The organism is Exiguobacterium sp. UBA3968 (assembly GCF_002385115.1).
GTDB lineage: Bacteria > Bacillota > Bacilli > Exiguobacteriales > Exiguobacteriaceae > Exiguobacterium_A.
On the sequence record NZ_DGCW01000007.1, the window covers coordinates 180,508 to 204,011 of the forward strand.

General features: G+C 48.1%; 24 protein-coding genes and 1 riboswitch. Of the genes, 11 read left to right on the plus strand and 13 right to left on the minus strand.

The annotated features are described in order from the left end of the window. The first annotated feature begins 193 nt into the window (after positions 1-193). Together ahpC and ahpF are read left to right on the plus strand one after the other, a co-directional pair. Complete coding sequence (ahpC, locus tag B3S86_RS13650; RefSeq protein WP_012371860.1) at positions 194-757, plus strand: alkyl hydroperoxide reductase subunit C; 564 nt, start codon at positions 194-196, stop codon at positions 755-757. 14 nt (positions 758-771) lie between these two features. Further along, the gene (gene ahpF / locus B3S86_RS13655; RefSeq protein WP_290753726.1) at positions 772-2,301 is read left to right on the plus strand and encodes an alkyl hydroperoxide reductase subunit F; all 1,530 of its coding nucleotides are present in this window, start codon (positions 772-774) and stop codon (positions 2,299-2,301) included. Positions 2,302-2,344: 43 nt separating this feature from the next. On the opposite strand, the gene B3S86_RS13660 is transcribed toward ahpF, so the two are convergent. Further along, positions 2,345-2,914, minus strand: coding sequence for a hypothetical protein (locus B3S86_RS13660; RefSeq protein ID WP_290753729.1), 570 nt, complete (start codon positions 2,912-2,914; stop codon positions 2,345-2,347). Between the two features lie 250 nt (positions 2,915-3,164). On the opposite strand from B3S86_RS13660, the gene B3S86_RS13665 reads away from it, so the two are divergent. Continuing rightward, the gene (locus B3S86_RS13665; RefSeq protein WP_050678560.1) at positions 3,165-3,707 is read left to right on the plus strand and encodes an ECF transporter S component; all 543 of its coding nucleotides are present in this window, start codon (positions 3,165-3,167) and stop codon (positions 3,705-3,707) included. 44 nt (positions 3,708-3,751) lie between these two features. On the opposite strand, the gene B3S86_RS13670 is transcribed toward B3S86_RS13665, so the two are convergent. Then, positions 3,752-5,245: a malate:quinone oxidoreductase gene (locus tag B3S86_RS13670; RefSeq protein WP_290753734.1), complete on the minus strand. Its 1,494-nt coding sequence runs from the start codon at positions 5,243-5,245 to the stop codon at positions 3,752-3,754. A gap of 245 nt (positions 5,246-5,490) precedes the next feature. On the opposite strand from B3S86_RS13670, the gene B3S86_RS13675 reads away from it, so the two are divergent. Beyond that, positions 5,491-7,020: a cryptochrome/photolyase family protein gene (locus B3S86_RS13675; RefSeq protein WP_290753737.1), complete on the plus strand. Its 1,530-nt coding sequence runs from the start codon at positions 5,491-5,493 to the stop codon at positions 7,018-7,020. A gap of 40 nt (positions 7,021-7,060) precedes the next feature. On the opposite strand, the gene B3S86_RS13680 is transcribed toward B3S86_RS13675, so the two are convergent. Beyond that, positions 7,061-8,428 carry an amino acid permease gene (locus B3S86_RS13680; RefSeq protein ID WP_290753740.1) on the minus strand — a complete coding sequence of 456 codons (1,368 nt, stop codon included), beginning with the start codon at positions 8,426-8,428 and terminating at the stop codon, positions 7,061-7,063. A gap of 160 nt (positions 8,429-8,588) precedes the next feature. Further along, a riboswitch (glycine riboswitch) is annotated at positions 8,589-8,666 on the minus strand. Between the two features lie 209 nt (positions 8,667-8,875). Here B3S86_RS13680 and B3S86_RS13685 point away from each other — a divergent pair. After that, positions 8,876-9,415 carry a histidine phosphatase family protein gene (locus B3S86_RS13685; protein WP_290753746.1) on the plus strand — a complete coding sequence of 180 codons (540 nt, stop codon included), beginning with the start codon at positions 8,876-8,878 and terminating at the stop codon, positions 9,413-9,415. Here B3S86_RS13685 and B3S86_RS13690 read toward each other — a convergent pair. From B3S86_RS13690 to B3S86_RS13700, 3 genes are all read right to left on the minus strand, one after another. Then, the gene (locus B3S86_RS13690) at positions 9,407-10,381 is read right to left on the minus strand and encodes a PD-(D/E)XK nuclease family protein (protein WP_290753750.1); all 975 of its coding nucleotides are present in this window, start codon (positions 10,379-10,381) and stop codon (positions 9,407-9,409) included. The two genes, B3S86_RS13685 and B3S86_RS13690, sit on opposite strands and share 9 nt — an antisense overlap. A gap of 257 nt (positions 10,382-10,638) precedes the next feature. Then, the gene (locus tag B3S86_RS13695; RefSeq protein WP_290753753.1) at positions 10,639-11,160 is read right to left on the minus strand and encodes an NUDIX hydrolase; all 522 of its coding nucleotides are present in this window, start codon (positions 11,158-11,160) and stop codon (positions 10,639-10,641) included. A gap of 18 nt (positions 11,161-11,178) precedes the next feature. Next, positions 11,179-11,673: an LURP-one-related/scramblase family protein gene (locus B3S86_RS13700; RefSeq protein ID WP_290753756.1), complete on the minus strand. Its 495-nt coding sequence runs from the start codon at positions 11,671-11,673 to the stop codon at positions 11,179-11,181. 152 nt (positions 11,674-11,825) lie between these two features. On the opposite strand from B3S86_RS13700, the gene B3S86_RS13705 reads away from it, so the two are divergent. Next, complete coding sequence (locus B3S86_RS13705; RefSeq protein ID WP_290753760.1) at positions 11,826-13,433, plus strand: FMN-binding glutamate synthase family protein; 1,608 nt, start codon at positions 11,826-11,828, stop codon at positions 13,431-13,433. Between the two features lie 107 nt (positions 13,434-13,540). Next, positions 13,541-14,536, plus strand: coding sequence for a tRNA dihydrouridine synthase (locus tag B3S86_RS13710; RefSeq protein WP_029343007.1), 996 nt, complete (start codon positions 13,541-13,543; stop codon positions 14,534-14,536). A 45-nt stretch (positions 14,537-14,581) separates the two neighbouring features. Here B3S86_RS13710 and B3S86_RS13715 read toward each other — a convergent pair whose 3' ends face one another. From B3S86_RS13715 to B3S86_RS13735, 5 genes are all read right to left on the minus strand, one after another. After that, positions 14,582-15,094, minus strand: a complete 513-nt coding sequence (locus B3S86_RS13715) for an SF0329 family protein (protein ID WP_290753763.1) — start codon at positions 15,092-15,094, stop codon at positions 14,582-14,584. A gap of 31 nt (positions 15,095-15,125) precedes the next feature. Then, positions 15,126-17,885 (minus strand): glycoside hydrolase family 3 protein, encoded by a 2,760-nt coding sequence (locus B3S86_RS13720; RefSeq protein WP_290753766.1) that lies wholly within the window; start codon positions 17,883-17,885, stop codon positions 15,126-15,128. Between the two features lie 16 nt (positions 17,886-17,901). Continuing rightward, the gene (locus B3S86_RS13725; RefSeq protein WP_290753769.1) at positions 17,902-18,981 is read right to left on the minus strand and encodes an alpha/beta hydrolase; all 1,080 of its coding nucleotides are present in this window, start codon (positions 18,979-18,981) and stop codon (positions 17,902-17,904) included. Positions 18,982-19,158: 177 nt separating this feature from the next. Then, positions 19,159-20,346 carry a DUF4317 domain-containing protein gene (locus B3S86_RS13730; protein ID WP_035395462.1) on the minus strand — a complete coding sequence of 396 codons (1,188 nt, stop codon included), beginning with the start codon at positions 20,344-20,346 and terminating at the stop codon, positions 19,159-19,161. 82 nt (positions 20,347-20,428) lie between these two features. Further along, a complete protein-coding gene (locus B3S86_RS13735) occupies positions 20,429-20,626 on the minus strand; it encodes a hypothetical protein (RefSeq protein ID WP_290753772.1) in 198 nt (65 codons plus the stop codon). A gap of 192 nt (positions 20,627-20,818) precedes the next feature. Here B3S86_RS13735 and B3S86_RS13740 point away from each other — a divergent pair, with 192 nt between their 5' ends. The 4 genes from B3S86_RS13740 to B3S86_RS13755 all read left to right on the plus strand — a co-directional run bounded on the left by B3S86_RS13740 (position 20,819) and on the right by B3S86_RS13755 (position 22,404). Beyond that, positions 20,819-21,439, plus strand: a complete 621-nt coding sequence (locus tag B3S86_RS13740; RefSeq protein WP_029343013.1) for an HNH endonuclease family protein — start codon at positions 20,819-20,821, stop codon at positions 21,437-21,439. Between the two features lie 15 nt (positions 21,440-21,454). Continuing rightward, positions 21,455-21,694, plus strand: coding sequence for a hypothetical protein (locus tag B3S86_RS13745; RefSeq protein ID WP_290753775.1), 240 nt, complete (start codon positions 21,455-21,457; stop codon positions 21,692-21,694). Between the two features lie 155 nt (positions 21,695-21,849). After that, positions 21,850-22,002 carry a hypothetical protein gene (locus tag B3S86_RS13750; RefSeq protein ID WP_290753778.1) on the plus strand — a complete coding sequence of 51 codons (153 nt, stop codon included), beginning with the start codon at positions 21,850-21,852 and terminating at the stop codon, positions 22,000-22,002. A gap of 27 nt (positions 22,003-22,029) precedes the next feature. Further along, the gene (locus B3S86_RS13755; protein WP_290753781.1) at positions 22,030-22,404 is read left to right on the plus strand and encodes a hypothetical protein; all 375 of its coding nucleotides are present in this window, start codon (positions 22,030-22,032) and stop codon (positions 22,402-22,404) included. 1 nt (position 22,405) lies between these two features. Here the strand turns inward: B3S86_RS13755 and B3S86_RS13760 are convergent, their stop codons facing one another. After that, entirely contained in the window at positions 22,406-22,804 is a 399-nt protein-coding gene (locus B3S86_RS13760) for a GNAT family N-acetyltransferase (RefSeq protein WP_396215990.1), read from the minus strand. 198 nt (positions 22,805-23,002) lie between these two features. Then, on the minus strand, positions 23,003-23,482 hold the full coding sequence (gene rlmH / locus B3S86_RS13765; protein ID WP_023469837.1) for a 23S rRNA (pseudouridine(1915)-N(3))-methyltransferase RlmH: 480 nt from the start codon (positions 23,480-23,482) through the stop codon (positions 23,003-23,005). Positions 23,483-23,504: the final 22 nt, after the last annotated feature.

A 23,504-nucleotide genomic window follows, 5' to 3' on the forward strand; every position in this document is an offset into this window, starting at 1 on the left:
TTAGGAGTCGGGATTTCTTTTTTTGTTCACACAATTTTTTCTGAAATAAGAAATTGCCGATTATACCTTGACAAAAGTGTTGGTCTATATGAAATTAGTATTAGATTAGAATTATTCTAGTGTGATAAATACAGATTATCTGTATGCACTAGAACAGATTCTAAATATAGAACCCTTGAGGAGGATTTTTATCATGTCTTTAATCGGAAGTGAAGTAAAACCATTCAGTGCATCAGCATTCCACAACGGAGAATTCGTTGACCTAACGGATGCCAACCTTCGCGGTAAATGGAGTGTCGTATGTTTCTACCCTGCAGACTTTACATTCGTTTGCCCGACAGAACTCGAAGATCTCCAAAACCAATACGCAACTCTCAAAGCGCTTGACGTTGAAGTTTACTCTGTTTCAACAGATACGCATTTCACACATAAAGCATGGCACGAAACGTCAGAAACAATCGGTAAAATCGAGTACGTTATGATCGGTGACCCATCACACGTCATCTCACGTAACTTCGAAGTCTTGAACGAACAAGATGGTCTTGCTGACCGCGGTACGTTCATCATTGATCCAGACGGCGTCATCCAAACAGTTGAAATCAACGCAGGCGGCATCGGTCGTGATGCGAGCACACTCGTCAACAAAATCAAAGCAGCACAATACGTACGTAACAATCCAGGCGAAGTCTGCCCAGCGAAATGGGAAGAAGGCTCTGCAACACTCACACCAAGCCTTGACCTCGTCGGAAAAATTTAAGGAGCGGATTCGCGATGGCTTTAGCACCAGACATTAAAGCACAACTCGCGCAATACCTCGAGCTTCTCGAAGGCGATCTCGTCCTAGCCGTTAGTGCTGGGACAGACGCCGTCTCGCTTGAGATGAGCGCACTCGTCGAAGAGATCGCAAGCATGACACCACGCATCTCCGTCGAGCAGGCAAGCCTTCCCCGGACACCAAGTTTCACAGTCAACCGTGTCGGTGAGACAAGCGGCATCACGTTCGCGGGAATCCCACTCGGTCATGAGTTCACGTCCCTCGTCCTCGCACTGCTTCAAGTCAGCGGTCGAGCACCGAAGGTCGACGCGGACGTCATCAAGCAGATTCAAGGCATTCAAGAAACGTACCACTTCGAGTCGTACATCAGCTTGAGCTGCCACAACTGTCCAGATGTCGTACAAGCGTTGAACGTTATGAGTGTCCTCAACCCGAACATCAGTCACACGATGATTGATGGTGCAGCATTTAAAGCAGATGTCGAACAAAAAGAGATCATGGCTGTTCCGACGGTCTTCGTCAACGGCGAAGCATTTGGTAACGGACGGATGTCACTCGAAGAAATCCTTGCGAAGCTTGGCACAGGTGCCGATGCTGCTGATTTCGCCGACAAAGATCCATACGACGTCCTCGTCGTCGGTGGTGGTCCTGCAGGATCGAGTGCTGCGATTTATGCAGCTCGTAAAGGGATCCGGACAGGAATCGTCGCAGAACGATTCGGTGGACAAGTCATGGATACGATGAGCATCGAAAACTTCATCAGCATGAAGTACACGGAAGGACCAAAACTCGTCGCAAGTCTTGAGGAGCACGTCAAGGAGTATGGCATCGACGTCATGAACCTGCAACGAGCAACTCGTCTTGAGAAGAAAGACCTCCTTGAGCTCGAGCTTGAGAATGGTGCTGTCTTGAAGACAAAGAGTTTGATCCTTTCAACAGGTGCACGCTGGCGTAACGTTGGTGTCCCAGGTGAACTCGAATTCAAGAACAAAGGCGTCGCCTACTGCCCACACTGTGATGGTCCATTGTTCGAAGGAAAACGTGTCGCAGTCATCGGTGGCGGAAACTCAGGGATCGAAGCAGCAATCGACCTCGCAGGAATCGTCAAGCATGTCACGGTCCTTGAATTCGCACCGGAACTAAAAGCCGATGCTGTTCTTCAAGAACGCCTCGCTTCTCTTCCGAACGTCACGGTCGTCGTCAACGCACAGACGAAGGAAATCACGGGAACGGATAAAGTGAACGGAATCACGTATATCGAGCGCGAAACGAACGTCGAACGTCACGTCGAGCTCGAAGGTGTCTTCGTCCAGATCGGTCTCGTACCGAACACGGACTGGCTCGGTGAAACGGTGAGCCGTAACAAGTTCGGTGAAGTCCAAGTCGATCGTCACGGCGCAACGAACGTACCAGGCGTTTTCGCTGCAGGCGACTGCACGGATAGCGCGTATAAACAGATCATCATCTCGATGGGATCTGGTGCAACAGCTGCACTCGGTGCTTTCGATCACTTGATCCGGAATTAATGCAAAAGAGCGGAACTCAAACGAGTTTCGCTCTTTTTCTATTTCAATAGTAGATTTCACCAACGGATGAACAATGAAATTCTTTTGTGATGTGGTGCTTTGTTAAGATGCCTTGCTTCGCGTATGTACCACTGACCGTTACGACCATCGTTTGTCCTGCATCGATTGGAGTACCAGAGAATCCGGTTTGCGTCCACTTTCCATCATCGACGGCAAGAGATGTCATCGAAAAGACATCGGATAATCGTTGTCGTTTACTCTGTTCCAAGAGTTCTGTCTCGAAATTTCCCATGATCCGGACTTCGTTTTCCCGTTGCGTACGTTCGAGCGTCCGTTCACTATCCCACTCTAGACTCGTTTGAACACGTAACGGCTTTAACCGTTTGACTACCCGTTCCTGAAAACGTTTCGGTGAAACCCAGTCCTCGTCTGCGAATTTATCTGCTGCAAGCAACGTAATGTCCGTATTTTCATTCGTCCGATTTATTTTCTGTACGATTTTCTCGTATGCTACGTAATAACGCTGATGTTGTGTCGTCTGATCCTTTGCCTCCGTTTTGACTGGTAACAATGAAGCAAGTATGACAATGGCTGTTGCGATCTGATATTTCATTGACTTCCCCTTCCCTTCTCTATTCATTGTATGAAAAAAATGACGGGTACATTCGAAAAGAGCGACTGTTTTATAGATTTTTTCATTCTGAACTGTATCAATAGATCGTATTCTTCTGGAATTAAAAACAGATGAGGATTTGTATTCAAATCTGACCCCTATAAATAATTCAAAGTTGACACTTTTGACTAGTCCAGTCATCTGATAGATTGAAGATATCTTAAAATCTATCATAAAGAAGGTTAGCCACATGCAAAAAGCAGCACCGTATTCTAGCACTCGTACCCGCCAACTCGTCATCACTGCGATGTCGATCGCACTTGTTCTCGTTGCGACGATGTTGATCAAGATTCAATTACCAATCGCACTAAACGGTGGTCTCATTCATATGGGAACAGCGATGCTCTTTCTCATCGCGATTTTATTCGGTCCACGGACAGCATTGATTGCCGGTGCTGTTGGAATGGGGTTATTCGATCTTCTAACGGGCTATGCGATTTGGGCACCTGGTACGATCATCGCACGTGGACTTCAAGGATTGATCGTCGGTTACATCGCGTGGTCAGGTGGTCGTAACGGAACGAATGTCACGTTCAACTTGATCGGGATGATCGCTTCCGTTCCTGTCATGCTACTCGTCTACTTCGTGCATGAAGGGATTATGTTCAGCAACTGGGTCGCACCAGCCACTTCAATTCCAGGAAACATCACACAAAACGTCATCGGCATCCTCGTTGCGATTCCAGTCGGGATTGCACTGAAGAAAACACGTTTCTTCCGTAACTTCCGCTAAATCAAAAAACCGTCCGGCTCCTCGTGGAGTCGGACGGTTTTCGTTTAGCGAATCGGTTGACCTTGTTCAAGCTCAAGCGTTTTAGCTGTTTCGGCATGGATCTGTTCGAACAGCTCCGGATGTTCGACGAGTGAGATCCCGTAAGACGGAATCATCTCCTTGATTTTTGCTTCCCACGTCGGTAATTCGGACGGGAAACACTTTCCGAGTACTTCGAGCATGACCGGTACCGCTGTTGAGGCACCTGGAGACGCCCCGAGTAAGGCAGCGACAGATCCGTCGGCTGCACTGACGACCTCTGTTCCGAATTGGAGTGTCCCTTTTCCTTGCGGTGTATCCTTGATGACCTGGACACGTTGACCAGCGACGACGACATCCCAGTCTTCCGTCTTCGCATTCGGGATGAACTCTCGTAATTCGTTCATCCGTTGCTCCGTCGACAAGAGGACTTGTTCGATCAGATACTTCGTCAATCCCATCTCTTTCGCTCCCGCAGCAAGCATCGTCAAGACGTTGTTTGGTTTGACGGATGCGATCAAATCAAGATTTGATCCTGTCTTGAGGAACTTCGGTGAAAAGCCAGCGAACGGTCCGAAGAGGAGCGATTTCTTTCCATCGATATACCGTGTATCCAAGTGCGGCACCGACATCGGTGGTGCTCCGACTTTTGCTTTTCCATAGACTTTCGCATGATGCTGTTCAATGATCTCAGGATTTTTACAAACGAGGAACAAGCCGCTGACCGGGAAACCACCGATTTGCTTCGATTCCTCGATACCAGTTTTTTGGAGCAACGGTAGACTACCACCGCCACCCCCGATGAAGACGAACTGCGCCGTATGATGCTCAATCCGGTGATCCCGTTCATTCTTCACTTTGACTTCCCAACCCCCGTCAACACGCTTCAAATCCTCGACACCGTGCTGGTAGTTGATCTCTACATCGTGCTGTGTGAGATATTCAAACAAGATTCGTGTCAACGCACCGAAGTTGACGTCCGTTCCTGAATCGATTTTTGTCGCGGCGATCGGCTCTGGTGACGTCCGACCGTTCATGATGAGTGGAATCCACTCGGCTAGTTTCGCTGGATCCTCTGAATATTCCATCCCTGCGAACAACGGATTCGCTGATAGCGCTTCCAATCGTTTTTTCAGGAATTCGACGTTTTCCGTTCCTTCGACCATACTCATATGTGGAATCGGCATGATGAATTCTTTTGGATTCGGCAAGACACCTTCCTTGACGAGATGCGACCAGAATTGACGCGACAGTTGGAACTGTTCGTTTACTTTGATCGCTTTACTGATATCGATTGAACCATCGGCGTTTTCCGTCGTATAGTTCAGTTCGCATAGTGCGGCGTGACCTGTTCCTGCATTGTTCCACTCATTCGAGCTCTCTTCCCCGGCACTCGCGAGTTTCTCGAATACCTTGATGTTCATCTCAGGCGCGAGTTCTTTTAACAAGACCCCTAACGTCGCGCTCATGACTCCGGCACCAATTAAAATAACGTCTGTTTTTTTAGGCATACTGCTCATGATATCCTTCCTATCCCCGTTGATATTATGGACTACCTGTCATGAAAAACTTCCCCCTCATGACGACAACTTACCTTTCCATTATAACCCTATCATAGCTTGTACAGAAAGGAACTTCTTTTACATTAAGAAATGTGCAAAAGCGATGATTCAGAATAAGAAGATGTTCGTCAGCCGGCACACAATCAGGCATGACTTTGACGAAAAACGGTAATCATATAACGAAAGTAAAAGGAGGAACACTCATGGCGACACGCTGGATATTCGGCAATCAATTGAATCACGATCTCCCTTTATTGAAGGAAGCAAACAAACAAGACGACGTCATCATGATGGTCGAAGCGACCTCGCGCTCCAAGTGGAAGACGTACCATAAACAAAAACTTGTCCTCGTCTTCTCAGCGATGCGACATTTTGCGGAAGAACTGCGCGAAAAAGGCTTCACCGTCGATTACCGGGAAGCGGATTCGTTTGATCAGGCATTTAAGGCGCACCGGAAAGATCATGATCCGGATCATGTATTTTATACGGCGATCACGGACGAACCGATGCGCAAGGCGATGCACAAGTGGCAAGACGCTTTACCGAAGAAGATCACGGTCGAGGTCTGTTCCGACGTGCCGTTGTTTTTACTGACACAGGAAGAAGCGGTCGAAGCAATTGGCGACAAGCCATACAAGATGGATCGGTTTTATCGCAAACTGCGCAAGGAACGAAACGTTCTCATGAACGGCTCTAAACCGATCGGTGGAAAGTGGTCGTTTGACGCCGAGAACCGGAAACCGGCGAAGTCGGGGACGACGTTTCCGGATCCAATTCAGTTTCGTCCCGATCGCATCACAAAGGACGTCATCGACAAGGTCGAGCGTGATTTTTCCGATCATCCAGGAGCACTTGATTCCTTTCATTGGCCGGTTACGCGAAAGGAAGCGATGCAGGCTCTCCATCGTTTCATCGAAGAGCGGCTTGAGACGTTCGGGACGTATCAAGACGCCATGCTGACCGGGGAAGATACGTTATCGCATTCGCTCTTGTCAGCAGTAATCAATCTCGGCTTACTGACACCGGAAGAGGTCATTCGTCAAGTCGAGGCAGCACTTGAAGAACAGGATGCTCCGCTCAATGCGGTCGAAGGTTTCATACGCCAAATCCTCGGCTGGCGCGAATACATGCGTGCCGTCTATCTAGCTGAGATGCCAGACTACGCTTCCGTCAATGCGCTGCGTCATGAAGCGGATCTACCGGACTTTTTCTGGACCGGGAAGACGAACATGAACTGTGTCGCTGAATCGTTACGTCCTGTCGTCGAACATGCCCATAATCACCACATCCAGCGCTTGATGGTGCTCGGGAACTTCGCCAATCTGTTTGCGATCTCGCCGCAACAGACAGCAGACTGGTTTAACGAGATGTACATCGATGCCTACGACTGGGTCGTTTTACCGAACGTCCTCGGAATGGCGCTACATGCCGACGGGGGAACGTTATCGACTAAACCGTACATCGCTTCGGCGAATTACATCCATAAGATGAGTGATTATTGCAAGGGATGTCCGTTTCATCAAAAGGACATGCTCGGAGAGGATGCCTGTCCGTTTAACGCCTTGTACTGGGACTTCATCGATCGGCATGAAAAACGCTTCGCTGATAATCAGCGGATGTCGATGATGTATCGGCAATGGGGAAAGCGCGATGCGGACAGCAAACGCGATATTCGAAAGAAAGCTAAAGCACTTCGGAAACAACTACAGGATGGTGCTTTCGATACACCATGAAACAAGCCGGTCGGATTAGGTCCGACCGGCTTGTTTTGGCTTACGCACTTTTTTGATTAGCTGCTTGTTGTTTCTTTTTCCGGAGGTGATATAGTCCAAATAGTCCGAGGAACCAGACCGGTGTCAGCAACAAGGCTGGACGTGTATCGTCAGCAAATAACATAACGACGAGAATGACGGCAAACAATCCGAGCACGAGGTAATTGACGAGTGGTGTCAATGGTGCTTTGAATGTCGATGCTGCATGTAATTCCGGATTTTGTTTCTTGTACCGGAGATGACAGACGAGGATGACACCCCAGACCCAGATGAAGCAGATTGCACTGATCGTCGTGACGATACTGAACGCTTGTCCCGGTAACAGCTTACTGAGCAAAGCACCGACTGAGACGACGATCGTCGAGACGAACAAGGCGTTTGCTGGAACATGATTTTTGTTCAACTTCGAGAACTTGTTCGACGCTTGCTGTTGATTTCCCAGGTTATACAGAATCCGGCTCGTCGAGAACATTCCGCTGTTACATGCAGAAGCAGCGGATGTCAGTACGACGAAGTTGATGATTCCTGCTGCGAGCGGAATCCCGATCAAACTGAACGTCTTCACGAACGGACTTTCTGTTGCACTTAATCCTGTCCATGGGTTGATCATCAAGAGAATCAGCAAGGCACCGACATAGAAGAACAGAATCCGGAGCGGAATCTTATTGATCGCGGACGGGATGTTCTTCTTCGGATCCGCTGTCTCCGCTGCGGATACCCCAACGAGCTCGACGCCGACATAGGCAAAGACGACCATTTGGAACGATAGCAGGAATCCAGAAATCCCGTTTGGCATCCATCCGCCATGCGACCAGAGATTCGAGACCGTCACGGGACCGGCGTCCGTTTTAAAACCGATTGCGAGCAAGACGATTCCGACACCAATCAAGGCAAGAATCGTCACGACTTTGATCAAGGCGAACCAAAACTCAAGTTCACCGAACAATTTAACGGTCAATAAGTTAAAGCCAAGTAAAATCAAGAGCGCGAGTACGGCTGGAATCCATTGCGGGATATCAAACCAATACTTGACGTACACACCGACAGCGATGATGTCCGCCATCGCTGTCATAATCCAACAGAACCAGTACGTCCAACCGGTCACGAATGCGGCACGTGGTCCGAGATAATCTTCTGCGATATCCGTAAGTGACTGATAACCTGCTTTTGACAATAACAATTCCCCAAGTGCCCGCATGACGAAGAAGATCGCGATCCCGACGAGTAAGTAGGCAAAAATGATCGATGGTCCGGCGAGTTGGATCGCTTTACCTGATCCTAAAAACAAACCCGTTCCGATCGTTCCACCAATGGCAATCAACTGTACATGACGATTCGATAAATCCCGTTTTAATCCTTGCTGTTCCAAACCTGAACTCCTCCTTGTGATGGTTTCTCTAAGCTTCAGACCGTTCTGTCGGTCCTGAAAAAGAAAAAAAGAGACTGGACGAATGTCCAATCTCAACAAAATCAAAGGAATAACCCATACACGCCACTACGACATTCCACGAATGCCCGTCGCTGCATGTGATTACTCTTCTGTCCGTTTGCCTGAGATTGTGAACCCTTCGGCGCCGTGTCGACACGGTCTCTCCAGAAGCTGCTCCTGCCATAGTGTGACCCATGACAATCATAGCTTTCTCTTTATTTGATTATCCGATGCGTCGCTGCATCGATGAATTGTTTCTAATTCTAGTAATCTCGACAGCATTTGTCAACGCCTTTTTCAAAATGATTTTTCAATCTATGAAAAGGACTTTACCATCTTTTCCAGAAATCATACAGCACCACTTGATCACGAAAGGATGAAACATTCATGTCGACGATTTACTTGATTCGCCACTGTGAAACGACTGGTCAAGCACCGGATGCCCCGTTAACACCTCGTGGAGAAGAACAGGCGCAACGACTGTGTACGCAGTTATTTGAGCTTCCAATCACACATCTTATTTCGAGTCCGTATCGCCGAGCGCTCGACTCGATTCAACCACTTGCGACTGCTCTGAAACTACCCGTTACACAAGAAGAGGACTTAAAAGAACGACGGTTAAGTGCTATTCCACTTGACGATTGGCAGGACCATCTTCGTCGAACGTTCATCGATCCAGACTATACGTGTCCTGGTGGTGAATCTAGCCGGATAGCAACTAAGCGCATCACGCGTGTCGTCGATGAAGCGTTGCAACAGCATGATGGATCCATTCTCGTGACACACGGGAATTTGTTGTCTTTATATTTGCATTCGATCGATCCAACATTTGGATTCGAAGAAAGTTTACAGCTTAAAAATCCGGATATTTTTAAGGTGACGCAAGTAGATGATGTAATATCCTTTCAACCAATCGATCTACATTAACGGAGCCTGACTAAAATATGCATAACGCTTCAATTCTAATACGGTTTGTTCAAAATTAATTTTTTGATCATCAAAGACTTGTATGTAATCGGGGCGTTGTGCAATCGTCATCGTTTTTCCACTACGAACACTTTTTGGTCGACTTAAATTCAACTCATTTTTTTGAGAATACTTCAACAATGCTTGCATGCACTGATCCCGATACTCTCTTATATTTTGACTATCAGCAGCTTCTACCTTTGCTTTTAACATTGATTCTTCTAACTGCCAATAGTGCGGTTGACTATCGTCTCCTTTCCACCAGAATGCCCAAAATCCTCCACGTGCATTTACAACGCGTCCCCATTTTCCGTTCTTCAATTCTTTTTGTAAATCTCTATAGAATCCTTGCCAAGAGAAGGTATTCCATTCGGTAATTGGTAGTGATTTATACGATTCGATCGAGGTGTCGATCTGCTTGAGATAATGAAGATAATCATTCAAAATATCATTGGTCGTCGAAGTATGAGAGCCGCTCAGTACTTCGATCATCTTCGCTCGCGTAAATACTTGATATCCTGCTCCTGTAACGCCGGAGTAGTCGCCTTGTTCTACGATTTTGTAATAAATCGGTATTGGCTTTAAATGTTTGGTTTCTGGGTGAGTTTGGACCATTTTAAGATATCGACTTAGTTGATCTGAATGATGACTTGTAAATACTTTGTCCTCAATCATAATGGCATATGTCTCATTGATGATCGCTAATATATCTAGACTGTTAAATTGTCTTTTAATATATACACTTTGAATCAATTCGTTTAATTGACAGTTATGAAGGTCAAAAATTTCTTTAACAAATACATTCGCAATCGCATGGAGTTGTGGATCTTGACTTCGTGCTTCTTCTTCCGCCCATTTCAATAACCAACATAGAAAGGCATCTTGCGATAACTCACTGGTAGCATAATCAAAAATATTAGGTTTCAAACGAATACCTCCTTTTATACAATATAACCATTTAAATTCCTATCATTATTTAATTGAAGAATAATAATTAACTTTACTCATTCAATTTACTTATAGATTTCATAAGAACTATCTATTTACTTCCCTTCGAAACGGCTTTATATTAAACGAATTGATAACAAACATTAAGTAGTTTTTGATTTATGTATGAAGCGAAACTTCGAAAAATCTGCTCAATCAATCAACAAGCCCTTCCAGTGATCTGAAAGGGCTTATTTTTATACTTCATTATGTGCGCCGTAGCTATGACGAAGGGCAAATAACAGTCGAATCAATGATTCATGATAACCGATGAACCAGCCTTCTTCGATCCCGTTGACAATGGCTTCTTCTGTCATCCAAGCGACACGCTGAACTTCTTCTTCCTGTAACGTCAAAGTCGTCAGATCCACTTCCCGTTCGACGAGATAATAATCATCAAAACCGATTTCAAATGGAATCGTCAGATGGGGGCGGACACCCGTGAAATCAATATCGAGTCCAAGCTCTTCCGACAGTTCCCGTTGCGCTGCCATCTGACTCGTATCCCCGCTGATCGCACTGCCCCCGACCGTCAGATCCCACATGTTCGACCAACCAGATTTGAACGGTTGCCGTTGTTGGACGAGCATCTCTCCCTTGGCGTTAAAGACACAGACGTGAATCGTCATATGATAATCGCCGGCTGTATGTGGCGTTCCCCGTGTCCAGAGCCGTCCTGTTTTCTTACGATCTGCTGTGTATACATCCCACTGTTCCATCTTGCATCATTCCCCTTTTTAATTGATGAAAGACGAGTTATTCGAGCTTTCCTCCGCTTTGACGCAATCAATCGCGACGACGAGGGCGATCAATAATTCTTCCATCGCTTCATCTTCGACTTCGATCATGTACTGATCGGTCCAAGAAATCCACTTTTTCTGCACGCGACCAATCCGTTGTCCCTGTTGCAGGACTTCAAAATCGACATCCCACCAGTCGCCTGTGACTTCGAACTGATCCGAGTTGATTGTATAACGATCCTTGAAGAACGTGAACTCTTTGATGATTTCGAATGATTGTCCCACTGCTTCGACATAAAAGACCGGACGGAAACTAAACGTTTTTTTCTCGATTTCAGCAACGACTTCTCCGTTTCGGTTCGTTACGGTGAAGGTCTTCGGTAATTTCATAAAACTTCCCTCAATGTGATACGCATCGTGTCCTTCTTCGTCCTGAATCGCAAATCGTCCACGCAAACTGAAGGCTTTTTGTTTCATATAAAGTGTATGCATACCGGTCTCCTCCTTTAATGTATAGTCTTATTTACGACATTACTGACAGAAAAGATTCAAAATCTGGAAATAGCCAGTTGGTGCAGTTTGTAACAGAAGCTTCAGTGGTATCAACTTACATAACACGAATCTACGGGAAAGAAGGAATTTTGATGTCTATCGATACGATTGTGCTCTTCATTTTACTCGCCATCGCCCTGTTGATCATCCTTGTTCCCCCCCTCCTCTTTTGGCACGTCTGGCGCGCCGATCGTCGCCAACAAGAACATGCGGTCCTGCGCAACTTCCCCGTCCTCGGAAAGATGCGCTATATCCTCGAAAACATGGGACCGGAACTCCGCCAATACTTATTTCTCAACAATAACGAAGGCAAACCCTTCTCTCGCAATGAATATAAGACAGCCGTCCTTTCTGGCAAATACCAAAGTCGGATTCTTGGTTTTGGCTCGGAACGTAATTTTGAAGAAGCTGGTTTTTATGTACAAAACGCCCTCTTTCCAACGAATCGACAGGAATTACGGATCGATCAATCAGAACGTGTCGATACGCACATCTATCAGATTGATCGCGATGAACTGTTTACGCGGAAAGAACATCTCGTTGCCAAGCAAATCTCACCCTATCTCTTGAAAATGGAGGATGCACCAGTCATCGGGGCGACGACGTGTCGGCACCCTTATCAAATCCAAGGGCTGATCGGTCAATCGGCGATGAGTTTTGGTGCACTCGGTGACCGGGCCATCACCGCTCTATCGATTGGACTCGGTCGCGCTAAAGGAAGCTGGATGAATACTGGTGAAGGCGGGCTATCCGACTTTCATCTCAAAGGTGACGTCGACATCATCTGTCAGATTGGTCCCGGTCTGTTCGGTGTCCGGACGGAGGACGGCGACTTTTCGTTCGACGAGTTTCAGAAAAAAAGTGAGTTACCACAAGTCAAAGCCTTCGAACTCAAACTTGCCCAAGGGGCTAAAACGCGTGGTGGACATTTAGAAGGCGCAAAGGTCACGGAAGAGATTGCCGCTGTCCGGAAGGTCAAAGTCGGTGTCGGCATCGATAGTCCGAACCGGTTTAACGAATTCACGACACCAGAGACGATGCTCGACTGGGTCGAACGTCTACGTGAGATTGGCGGAAAACCAGTCGGGATCAAAGTCGTCGTCGGTAATCTTGAAGACATGCGTCAGTTGATTGCTTATATGAAAGAATCCGGTCGTCATCCAGACTTCATGACGGTAGACGGTGGCGAAGGAGGGACAGGCGCGACGTTCCAAGAACTTGCGGATGCTGCCGGCCTACCACTCTTTTCCGCATTACCTTTCGTCCATCAACTTTTGACAGAAGCCGGTTTACGCGACAAGGTCAAAGTGTTCGCATCTGGTAAGCTGATCAGTGCTGATAAGATTGCGATCGCTCTCGCCCTCGGCGCTGACTTCGTTAACATCGCGCGTGGTTTAATGTTTAATGTCGGCTGTATTCAAGCCCAAGTCTGTCATACGAATCACTGTCCAGTCGGCGTCGCGACGACTGATCCGAAACTGCAGAAGGCGCTGATCGTCGACGAAAAAAGTTTCCGCGTGACGAACTACATCATCTCGTTACGAGAAGGACTCTACAATCTGACGGCGGCAGCAGGACTCGTCTCACCGACGGAACTTCGCCCAGAACACGTCATCTATAAGGACGAAGCCGGACACCTGATTCCGGGTCCGGACTGGATGAAGCAGCATATGGTACACCAATCTCTTTCCTCACGGTAACGAATAGCACTCACTTGCACTTTTTAACGAGAGCGCTTAAAGTGTATAGTTGATGAAATTCTTTAACCACACATGTGCATTACCTTAAGGAAAGGGTTTAATATACTATGAAAAAGAACTTTTGGCAGGACCTACCACGACCATTTTTCGTCTTAGCACCGATGGAAGACGTCACCGATGTCGTCTTCCGCCACGTCGTCGCAAAAGCGGCGCGTCCGGACGTCTTCTTCACGGAATTCACGAATACAGAAAGCTATTGTCATCCGAAAGGCAAGCAGAGCGTCCGCGGACGTCTTGAGTTCACGGAGGATGAACAACCAATGGTTGCTCATATCTGGGGCGACAAACCGGAATATTTCCGCGAAATGAGCATCGGCATGGCAGAGATGGGCTTTAGCGGAATCGACATCAACATGGGCTGTCCCGTCCATAACGTTGCTGTTAACGGTAAAGGCTCCGGCTTGATCAATCGTCCGGAAGTCGCAGCTGAACTGATCCAAGCTGCAAAAGCGGGCGGTCTCCCAGTCAGCGTCAAAACGCGTCTCGGCTATACGAAGGTTGAAGAGTGGCACGATTGGTTGCGCCACATCCTCGAGCAAGATATCGCGAACCTCTCGATTCACCTCCGGACACGTAAAGAGATGAGTGCCGTTCCAGCACACTTCGAATTGATTCCGGAAATCAAGAAGTTACGTGATGAGATTGCACCACAGACGTTACTGACGATCAATGGGGATATCAACGATCGCCAACACGGTCTTGAACTCGTTGAGAAATACGGTGTCGACGGCGTCATGATCGGTCGCGGGATCTTCCACAACCCGTTTGCGTTCGAAGTCGAGAAAAAAGAACATTCTAGCCAAGAATTACTCGATTTGTTACGTCTACAACTCGATCTACACGATCATTACTCGGCTCAATTCGAGCCACGTCTCTTCAAGCCATTACGTCGGTTCTTCAAGATTTACGTCCGCGGATTCCGCGGCGCGAGTGAACTTCGGGTCAAATTGATGGAGACGAACTCAACGGACGAAGTCCGTGCTTTACTCGACGCCTTCGTTGAAGAAGAAGGCATTCACGAGGTCAACTCGTTTTCAATCTAACAGCAAAGCACGCCTCCTCGGCTTGAGGAAGCGTGCTTTTTCGTGTCACCAGCGTTCGACGGTTTGCCGCGTATCTGCACACCATTGTTCAAAATCAGACTGATGCGTCAGCGATAGGAAACGTCGTTTGCCGAGTCGCCGATCGAGCCGTGCGATACCACGGATGAAAGGATGTGGATGAACGAGTGCTTGTTCAAACGCAAGATTCGGATACTCTAACAAATCTTGTTGCATCTCATAGTTCTCTAGATACCCGTCTTGTTTGACTTGTCGTTCGATCTCAGCCGATAACGCATGCGACTGTTCCAACCAGTCGGACTGCCATAACGCTCCGTCAGGTTTTTCCGGTAACTGTGCAGCCCGGAACGCGTAACGCCGATCGACTTCCCGTTCGAAGCGAAAATCGTCTGCTCCAAGAATCTCTTCTCCGTCAAACGTCACCCAGACACGACTAGGACTGTCTTGAATCCGGTAGACAGCTGCATGAAAAGCAATCCGTCCCTGTAACGACGGGGAAAGCAGTTGCTCGACCCGTTTTTTGATGATGGAAAACTGCACACAATCCGTCCTTTCCGTCCGGCTAATCTAATCAGCCGTTCTTCATATGAAACGATTCCGCAAGCGTAAACGTCAACTCTTTTAACTCGAGACCACCGAGTGCAAAGTAGAGTTTTAAATAGTTGTGTGGGTTGAAGACGAAGACGTCCTTCGTCTGGCTGACCCACTCGCCGTTCGTCCCGTTGAAGGTAAAGGTCGCGACCGGCATGTTGTTCGCAAACAACGTCACTGGCATCTGCGCCAGTTCACCGGCATTCGAACGTGCCGTCAACGTGACCTGATACATCCCTGTCTCTTCTGCTGTGACAGCGAAGACGTGACTACTGCCCGTCGTCGTCGCAACATCCGTTAACGAGAACGCATTACCACTGACGAGACGCTGGTGCGAGACAGCTTGATCTTCGAGTGCCTCTTCTTCAACCGGTGCCCCGAGGACCTCGACGGGTGACGCCGTTCCCATCACACGATCCATGACCGGTGACCGCAGTAGAAACTGACAGATGTTCGCCGCACTCCGCAATAACTCGGAGCGTCGAAGTGTTCCGTCTGCGAGAGCCGTCAATGTATCATCCTCGAACGGATTCGTTCCCGGTTCGCCGACGACCATATAGAGATCGTTTTGCGAACGGACCATCGTCGCCGTTTGCTGCCGGTTTGCTTCCGTTCCTTCGGCGTTGATTTTCGCCCACCAGTCGGTCATGACGATTCCGTCAAAGCCCCACTCATCGCGCAAGATGCGTGTGTTCTGATCGTATAAGCCGGCAGTCCAGATGCCATTGACGGCACCGTACGTCGTCATGATCGAGTATGCTTTCCCTTCCTTAACTGCCATCTCGAACCCTTTCAAGTACAACTCACGTAACGCCCGTTCAGACACGATCGAATCCAGATCATGCCGGTGGAACTCTTGGTTGTTGGCACTGAAGTGCTTCAACGTTCCCGTCACACCAACCCGGTGCATCCCGTCGAGCTGTGCCACGGCCATTTTTCCAGTCAGATACGAATCTTCCGAGAAATACTCGAAGTTCCGTCCGTTGAGTGGATGACGGTGGAGGTTCATCCCGGGTCCAAGCAACGTATCAATCTCGTTCTTCCGTAACTCAAGACCTGTCATCTCAAATAGATCGACAATCAATGTTGTGTTGAACGTCGAGGCAAGCAATGTTCCGTTCGGTAACGAGAAGGCTTTCGTCCCGATGTCCATCCGAATCCCAGACGGACCATCCGCGCAGCAGCCTGCTGGAATGCCGAGTGCTTCGAGTTCTGTCGTCACGCCACCGAAGGCGCCCGCCGTTCCCGGTGTGACGCGCGGTGAGTTCATCCCTTCCCCCCGGACGATTGCCGCGAGATCTGCATCCGTCAATTGATCGAGGAACGTCTCAAGCGTGACACGCTCTTCTTTGACGTCGCGTAACTTCCAACCGGCATCTTCCGTCTGCGTCCGTTCAACAGGACGCTCCTGTTGACGGCGCTGTTCCGGATCGATCGTCCGCAGTGGTGTCGCTTCATACGTCACCGTATATCCCGTTTCGGTCGCTTGCGGTTTGATGCGTTCAAACGCCGTCACCGGTGCCATGTTCTCCGTTAAGACGTCCGTGACGTCAAGCGTCTCGACAGAATGGCTTGCGACTGGAACCGCCGACCGGACGTCCGTTCCGAGATAGAGCTGATACGTGCCAGGTTCGACGACATAAGACGACTTATGCCCGGTAACGCCACTATCGTCATAACTCGCGAACGAGGCGAACGGTACGACGAGTGTGAGAGATTCTTGCTCGCCTGGTGCGAGTTCTTTTGTCTTGCCGAACGTAACGAGTTGACGCGTCGGGTTTCCAAGTTGTCCTTGTGGTTTCTCGAGATAACCTTGTACGACTTCCTTCCCGCTCGTCTGACCGGTATTCGTCACCGTCGCCGTCACCGTCCAGGCGTCAGCTGACGTCGTCACGTCTGTCGTCAGGTCGAACGACGTGTACGATAATCCGTACCCGAACGGATACAAGACCGCTTCCGGTGCGAACGTCTCGAAGTAACGGTACCCGACATAGATGTCTTCTTGATACAACGCGCGATCAGCATGACCGAAGTATGGTGTCGACGGATAATCATCGAGTGAACGAACAATCGTATCCGGTAGTTTCCCAGACGGCGAGACGCGGCCGAGCAAAAGATCACTCAGTCCAGTTCCGCCTTCCATTCCTCCTTGCCACGCGTAGAGGGCAGCACTTGGCGTCGTCTCTTCGACCCAGCGCATATCGATGATATTCCCGACGTTCAAGACGACGACGGTCTGTTTGAAGTGTGTCGTCACGAGTCGGAGCATCTCCTGTTCCGTCTCCGTTAAAAAATAACTCCCTGGATCCGCTGTATTGTCGCGGTCTTCCCCAGCCGTACGACCAATCATGATCAAGGCAACATCGGAGTCAAGCGCTGCTTGCTGAACGAGTGTCGCGTCAAGCGGCATCTCTTCTTGCGACCACGGTTCGGCTGCCCAGCCTTCACCTTGGTCAAACGGATGGTCTTCAAGCCATGTCTCGTACGCCTTGAGGACGTCTGCATTCAGCGTCACGTCTTCGCGTAGCATATCGAGCGGACTGACGACGTTCGTAACGTTGACCATTCCGCCTGATCCTGTACCACTTTTATAGTAGTTGAACTGATTACGTCCGAAGACAGCGACCGTCGATGCAGGTTGCAACGGGAGCACACCATCATTGTGTAAGAGGACCGCCCCTTCCGCGACGGTTTGTCGTGCGAGTTTTGTATAGGCTTGCCAATCGAGTGTGTATGTCATGCGTCATCCACCTTTGTTAGTTAGTTTGAGAAAAGAGTCGTTTTAAGTCCTTCGCGATTTCGTCTAAGCTGTCTTCGGCTTGCGGATACAGACCGAGTTTATCAAGAAAGGCATGTTCCATCCCGCGGTAGTGGAGATAACGGGTCTTGACGCCAGCGCGCGCGAGCTTTTTCGCGTACGCTTCTCCTTCGAGACGTAAGTAATCAAACTCTCCCGTAATGACGAGTGCCTCTGGTAGATCGTCGAGCGTCGCGAACAACGGTGAGATTCGTCGATCCGTCGAATCACTTGCTTGAACGTACCATTGCTCGAGGATACCTTCTTCATCTTGAAGTGAGAGAATGATCCTTTCGAGTAACTGCGATTCCGTTTGTCGATCATACGCTTCAAGCGTCCAGTCATATTCCGGATTCGGATGTTCCCCGACATTGACGACTGGATAATATAAAACTTGATAGTGGATATACGGCGTCGGACGCTCGCGGTCGAGCAAACAACAGACCGTCGCCAAGTTCCCACCGGCACTATCACCGGCGACAGCGATCGCACCTGGATCAATCCCAAGTCGATCAGCGTGTTCGACTGCCCAATCGATCGATGCATGACAATCCTCAAGTCCTGTCGGAAACGGATGCTCGGGTGCCAATCGGTAGCCGACCGACAAGACGGCGACGTTCCCTTTATCGGCTAATGCCTTACATGGATTCTCGACCGTCTCGAGCGTGCCACCGAAAAAACCACCGCCATGGAAATAGACGACGAGCGGGAGCGGACGCGCCGCTTCCGGACGATACAGCCGTGCTTCGATCGTGGTATCGGGTCTTGGGATCGCGAGGACATCCGTTGAGATTTGCCGAGTCGTCACGTCTTCGTTGTCCCACCCCATGCCGGCACGTGCCAGTTCGACTGGCGACGCCCCTTCTGGAATCGAGACCGATGGACGCTGCGTGAGGACGACCTCACGGACACGCGGATCGAGTGTTCCCGGAGTCGAGACGTCAGGAATCGGCTTATCGACGATTTCGAGTCCGTCTTGATGGATAGATGAACGATTTCGTAACGTCCGCAGTAAATCTTGCATCGAGGCGGTAGACAAATGGATCGCTTCCTTTCTGGTTAAACCGTTATCGAAAGCGCTTTCGATAACTACTAAAAAAATTTCGAATGCCTCTTTTTCAAAAAAAGAGACCGCTTACATCACAATATACCTGTCTTTGACAGGAGAAGCAAATGTTTCACCTAAAAAAATCAGCGCAGTCGCCTGCGCTGATCCTTATCGTAATTGTTCTTGTGAAACGATTGTAAAACCATCAATGACCGTGTCTTCCTCGACCTCGATCAACAAGCAGCGTTTTCCTTGATAGTTGACTTGTTTGACGTACTTCAAGTCTTGCGGACTGATCGCGATGTTTGCGACCTTCGTATTGATTTTAATCGATTTCGCTTCATAGTTCGGGACGATGTTACTCGCTTTCATCTCGTATGTCGGATCGTCAACGACCGTCTTGAACGCCCGTTCGACCTGCTCCGTGCTGACGTCTTCGACACCGCTTGCCTTGAGGACACGTTCGACTTCCTGAACGTCGAGCATTGGCACTTCTTCCTCATCTTGATCCTCTTCGACGACGATCAACTGATTGATGTTTTCATAGACACCGGCTAACGTCTTCGTATCCATCGATTCACCAACGACCGATTTGACGATTTCCTCGAAGATCGCTTTATCCTCATCTGCCGTGACGATCGGTTGACCGTTCAAGACATTTTCAAGGAAGCCGAAATCCGGTTTATTCGGCTTGCCCGCCGCATACAAGACATGATTGACGTCTGCAGCATTGTCGGTGAAGGTCGGGAAGAGGAATCCACCGATTGGCGACGCCAGTTTGATGACCGGATTGATGAATAAGTTCGACTTGAATTCCCGTTCAACGAAATCAAAGACGAGTGATTGTTTTGGTAGCTCCGTTAAATTAAGGCTACCGAGGATGAACGGCGTCGTATAAACGTCGTCATTTGGATCGATCTCTGTCTCGTCCGCTTGGCGCTTCGTCGTTTTATAGTATTGACCGCGAATGAACGTGACGACGAGATCATTCTCGTACTGGACGTCCTGGACCATCTTCAACGCCATCGTCTGCATCTGCTCGACCCAGTCCTCCGGCTCTTCCGCATACAGTCCTTCGTAGAGCAGCTGTTGCGTATGACCCGTCTCCCCTTCTTCCGGATGCGTGAACTTGACCTCGAACAGCTTGACGTCGAGTTTTCCACCTAGTACCTTCTTGAAGTTCGCAAGGAACAGCTCCTGTTGTTCCGGATCAAGCAATGGAAATGGTCGGGCTTCCTCATGATAGATTTCGCTCGTCTCTTTTCGAATATAGACGTTGTAGATTTCATGGATTTTTAGTAAATCGGCATCCATCTTAAAGTGACGACGGATGTCGGCGATGTCTTTTTTATTCATGCATACCAGCTCCTCGAATCATTAAAATCCTGCTTCCTGAAAAGCGTACCATATGCGAGATGACCCGACATCTTTTAGAAAATCAATGCGCACGGAATGAATACGCGCGTGTGACAGGATTAACGATTTCATATTCATATTCTTGGTGGGCAGCGCGAGCTTGCGCGATGCAATTATCTAGTTCTTTTGTGTTGAAATAACGTTGCGCTTCCGTCAACGCGCCACTTACGACTAAAAATACGCCGAACACGATCAACCATCCTCTAATTCGTTCGTTCATGATGTAGTCTCCTTTCTTCTACACCTAAATCCTAACATCAGACCCTTCAATATAATGACAAAAGTTTAATTTTAATAACATTTACACGATATTCATTTTCTCCTAAATAAGTGATGCCATACTAAAAATTGTGAAGGGTGTCTTCACATCATCTCGTCTCATACATAGGAGGAATGACACGTGTTCAAAGCCATCAAGTCCATCGTCATCACTACGCTCGTCTGCCTGACCGCTTTCCAATTCGATACGACGTCTGTTTCCGCATTACCATCGGGCATCTCGTCGAAAGCGACGGCCCAGTCTCAACTCGATGCCTTAACGGTTAAAACAGAAGGCAGCATGACCGGTTATTCGCGTGATTTGTTCCCGCACTGGAGCAGTCAAGGAGGCGGCTGTGATACACGACAAGTCGTCTTAAAACGTGACGCCGATTCATATGTCGGATCGTGCCCCGTCACATCCGGTTCTTGGTATAGTTACTATGACGGACTGACATTCACGAACCCGTCTGACCTCGACATCGATCATGTCGTTCCGCTTGCGGAAGCATGGCGTTCAGGAGCAAGCAGTTGGACGACGACAACACGTCAAGCGTTCGCAAACGATTTGACAGGTCCACAATTGATTGCTGTCTCTGCAAGCTCGAACCGTTCAAAAGGGGATCAGGATCCGTCGACATGGAAGCCGACACGGGCAGGTGCGAGCTGTGCCTACTCGAAGATGTGGATCAATACGAAGAGTCGTTGGAACCTCAGCTTACAATCAAGTGAAAAAACTGCCTTACAGACGATGTTGAACACATGTACATACTAAAAAGGAGTCGATTCGATGGAAACGAAAACCTCTACTTTTACCGCCACACATGGTGTCATGACGCAAGAAGTCGGTGTCATCAGCGGTGAACTCGAACTCCGGACGACCTGTCAGGAGGACGGAAGGTTGGAACTGAAGATTGCTTACGTCGGGGCGATAGACGTCTATACGTTACCCGGCAGTTATCGTGTCCATGACGTCCGGGATCATGACGTCATCCATCAGATGCTCGTCAATATACTAGAGCGAACATAATGAAAAACAGACGCTGTCCAAGTAATGGACGGCGTCTGTTTTCGTTCTACATATTCAAAATCAGATTGTCATTATTTACTAAAGCATGCGTTTTATCTGACGTTCTATCCGGTATAGTGAGAACAACGCCATCATCCGTTTAGGGGGTATAGCTCATGCGAAACGTTTTGATCCCAACCGGTGTCATCTTAAGTGGTGCAGGTCTCTACATGGCACTAGAAAGTCACGTGCCGGCGTTACTCGTTACCGGTATCATCATGCTATTTGGTTGTGGTATCGGTATCATCACGAAAGCAAAGTCAGAGTAATCCATAAATCTAGTTAGGAGGACAACTATGATTCAACAGTTCATCAAGGAACAGCAGTCACACTCCATTATTGGAGGTTTTATCGCCAAGTCTGCCGACCCGATCCTAGCCCACGTCAATCCATCGCGTTTACAAGAAAAAGACCTCGTGGTATTGATTCAAGCTGATCAATCGATTATTGTCTCTTTCACTAATTCACAAGATCAATCAGATTGGACGCCACTATCACGAGAGCAGATTCATCGATCGAAAAGTCTACTCGCACCTAGGACATGCTATTTCAAAATTAAGCACGGTGAATATGCCGGAACCTATTTGATTTCACCAGATTTGATTGTGAATGATCAATTCAAGAGTGAGAAAGATTATTTAGAATTTCTAACATCAACAACGAATAAGTGACTCATAAATGTTTTATCAAGACGATTTCGTCTTTAATCGAAACTCCCTTTTCATTGTACAACGGAATTTCCGGTTTTATTTTGCGTGCAAGTTCTACAGCATTCGGAATCACCTGCGATATTGTATATCCCCGATGTTGATAGAAACGTATCGCACGTTCATTGTCGTTTGTCGTAACGAGCGTCAGCAAGTTGCATTGTTGCTGTGTTGCCTTTTCTTCTACCATTTGCATCAATTGCGAACCGATTCCTTTGCCTTCTTCAAGACTATCCAGTGAAATGATTTCGCATGTCTGCGAAGTCATATGATAGGTGATCAGTCCAATGATTTCATGATCATCGTTTATGGCATAAAACCCGTCTAACAGACTGCAATCATGAACACCTGTTGACGTTACCATTTGTGAACTGCCCCAGTGCACAGTAAAAAAGTCTTTAATCTGACTACGTGTTTTCTGTTCTATAATCTGAATAACCATTATGTATACCTTTCATTTATATTTATTATGTTAATTGTGATATAAGGGTTAATCTTATTATTTAAAAAAGACCACCTCGAGTATCAGTTACTACACTTAAGGCGGTCATCTAAATACTGTTTATTTATGATAAGGCTCATTCCGATTAATCCGGTACGCCCGATAAATCTGTTCACAAAGGATCATCTTCATCAATTGATGCGGGAATGTCATCTTCGAGAACGAGATTGTATCATTCGCACGTTGCATCACTTCTGGTGCAAGACCGAGCGAGCCACCGATGACGAAGGCAATCTTGCTCTTGCCATATGTCGCGAGTTGATCGAGTTCTTTTGCAAACTGTTCACTCGTCCGTTGTTTTCCTTCGATAGCAAGTGCGAGGACATGAACATCCGGTCCGATCTTCGCTAAAATCCGTTCGCCCTCTTTTTTCTTCACTTGCGCCATCTCCGCTTCACTCAACTGCTCTGGTGCCTTTTCGTCCGCGACCTCGATTTCTTGGATCGAACAGTAGGCGCCGAGACGCTTCGTATATTCGGCGATACCTTGCTTCAAATACTTCTCTTTTAGCTTTCCGACCGTAATGATGGTAATTTGCATCTTTTTTCTCGCTTTCTGACAG

What these genes read in the sequence shown, in the direction of transcription:
- ahpC (WP_012371860.1), top strand. Translation starts at nt 194, where the DNA reads ATGTCTTTAATCGGAAGTGAAGTAAAACCATTCAGTGCATCAGCATTC.
- ahpF (WP_290753726.1), top strand. Translation starts at nt 772, where the DNA reads ATGGCTTTAGCACCAGACATTAAAGCACAACTCGCGCAATACCTCGAG.
- B3S86_RS13660 (WP_290753729.1), bottom strand. Translation starts at nt 2,914, where the DNA reads ATGAAATATCAGATCGCAACAGCCATTGTCATACTTGCTTCATTGTTA.
- B3S86_RS13665 (WP_050678560.1), top strand. Translation starts at nt 3,165, where the DNA reads ATGCAAAAAGCAGCACCGTATTCTAGCACTCGTACCCGCCAACTCGTC.
- B3S86_RS13670 (WP_290753734.1), bottom strand. Translation starts at nt 5,245, where the DNA reads ATGAGCAGTATGCCTAAAAAAACAGACGTTATTTTAATTGGTGCCGGA.
- B3S86_RS13675 (WP_290753737.1), top strand. Translation starts at nt 5,491, where the DNA reads ATGGCGACACGCTGGATATTCGGCAATCAATTGAATCACGATCTCCCT.
- B3S86_RS13685 (WP_290753746.1), top strand. Translation starts at nt 8,876, where the DNA reads ATGTCGACGATTTACTTGATTCGCCACTGTGAAACGACTGGTCAAGCA.
- B3S86_RS13695 (WP_290753753.1), bottom strand. Translation starts at nt 11,160, where the DNA reads ATGGAACAGTGGGATGTATACACAGCAGATCGTAAGAAAACAGGACGG.
- B3S86_RS13700 (WP_290753756.1), bottom strand. Translation starts at nt 11,673, where the DNA reads ATGCATACACTTTATATGAAACAAAAAGCCTTCAGTTTGCGTGGACGA.
- B3S86_RS13705 (WP_290753760.1), top strand. Translation starts at nt 11,826, where the DNA reads ATGTCTATCGATACGATTGTGCTCTTCATTTTACTCGCCATCGCCCTG.
- B3S86_RS13710 (WP_029343007.1), top strand. Translation starts at nt 13,541, where the DNA reads ATGAAAAAGAACTTTTGGCAGGACCTACCACGACCATTTTTCGTCTTA.
- B3S86_RS13720 (WP_290753766.1), bottom strand. Translation starts at nt 17,885, where the DNA reads ATGACATACACACTCGATTGGCAAGCCTATACAAAACTCGCACGACAA.
- B3S86_RS13730 (WP_035395462.1), bottom strand. Translation starts at nt 20,346, where the DNA reads ATGAATAAAAAAGACATCGCCGACATCCGTCGTCACTTTAAGATGGAT.
- B3S86_RS13735 (WP_290753772.1), bottom strand. Translation starts at nt 20,626, where the DNA reads ATGAACGAACGAATTAGAGGATGGTTGATCGTGTTCGGCGTATTTTTA.
- B3S86_RS13745 (WP_290753775.1), top strand. Translation starts at nt 21,455, where the DNA reads ATGGAAACGAAAACCTCTACTTTTACCGCCACACATGGTGTCATGACG.
- B3S86_RS13750 (WP_290753778.1), top strand. Translation starts at nt 21,850, where the DNA reads ATGCGAAACGTTTTGATCCCAACCGGTGTCATCTTAAGTGGTGCAGGT.
- B3S86_RS13755 (WP_290753781.1), top strand. Translation starts at nt 22,030, where the DNA reads ATGATTCAACAGTTCATCAAGGAACAGCAGTCACACTCCATTATTGGA.
- B3S86_RS13760 (WP_396215990.1), bottom strand. Translation starts at nt 22,804, where the DNA reads ATGGTAACGTCAACAGGTGTTCATGATTGCAGTCTGTTAGACGGGTTT.
- rlmH (WP_023469837.1), bottom strand. Translation starts at nt 23,482, where the DNA reads ATGCAAATTACCATCATTACGGTCGGAAAGCTAAAAGAGAAGTATTTG.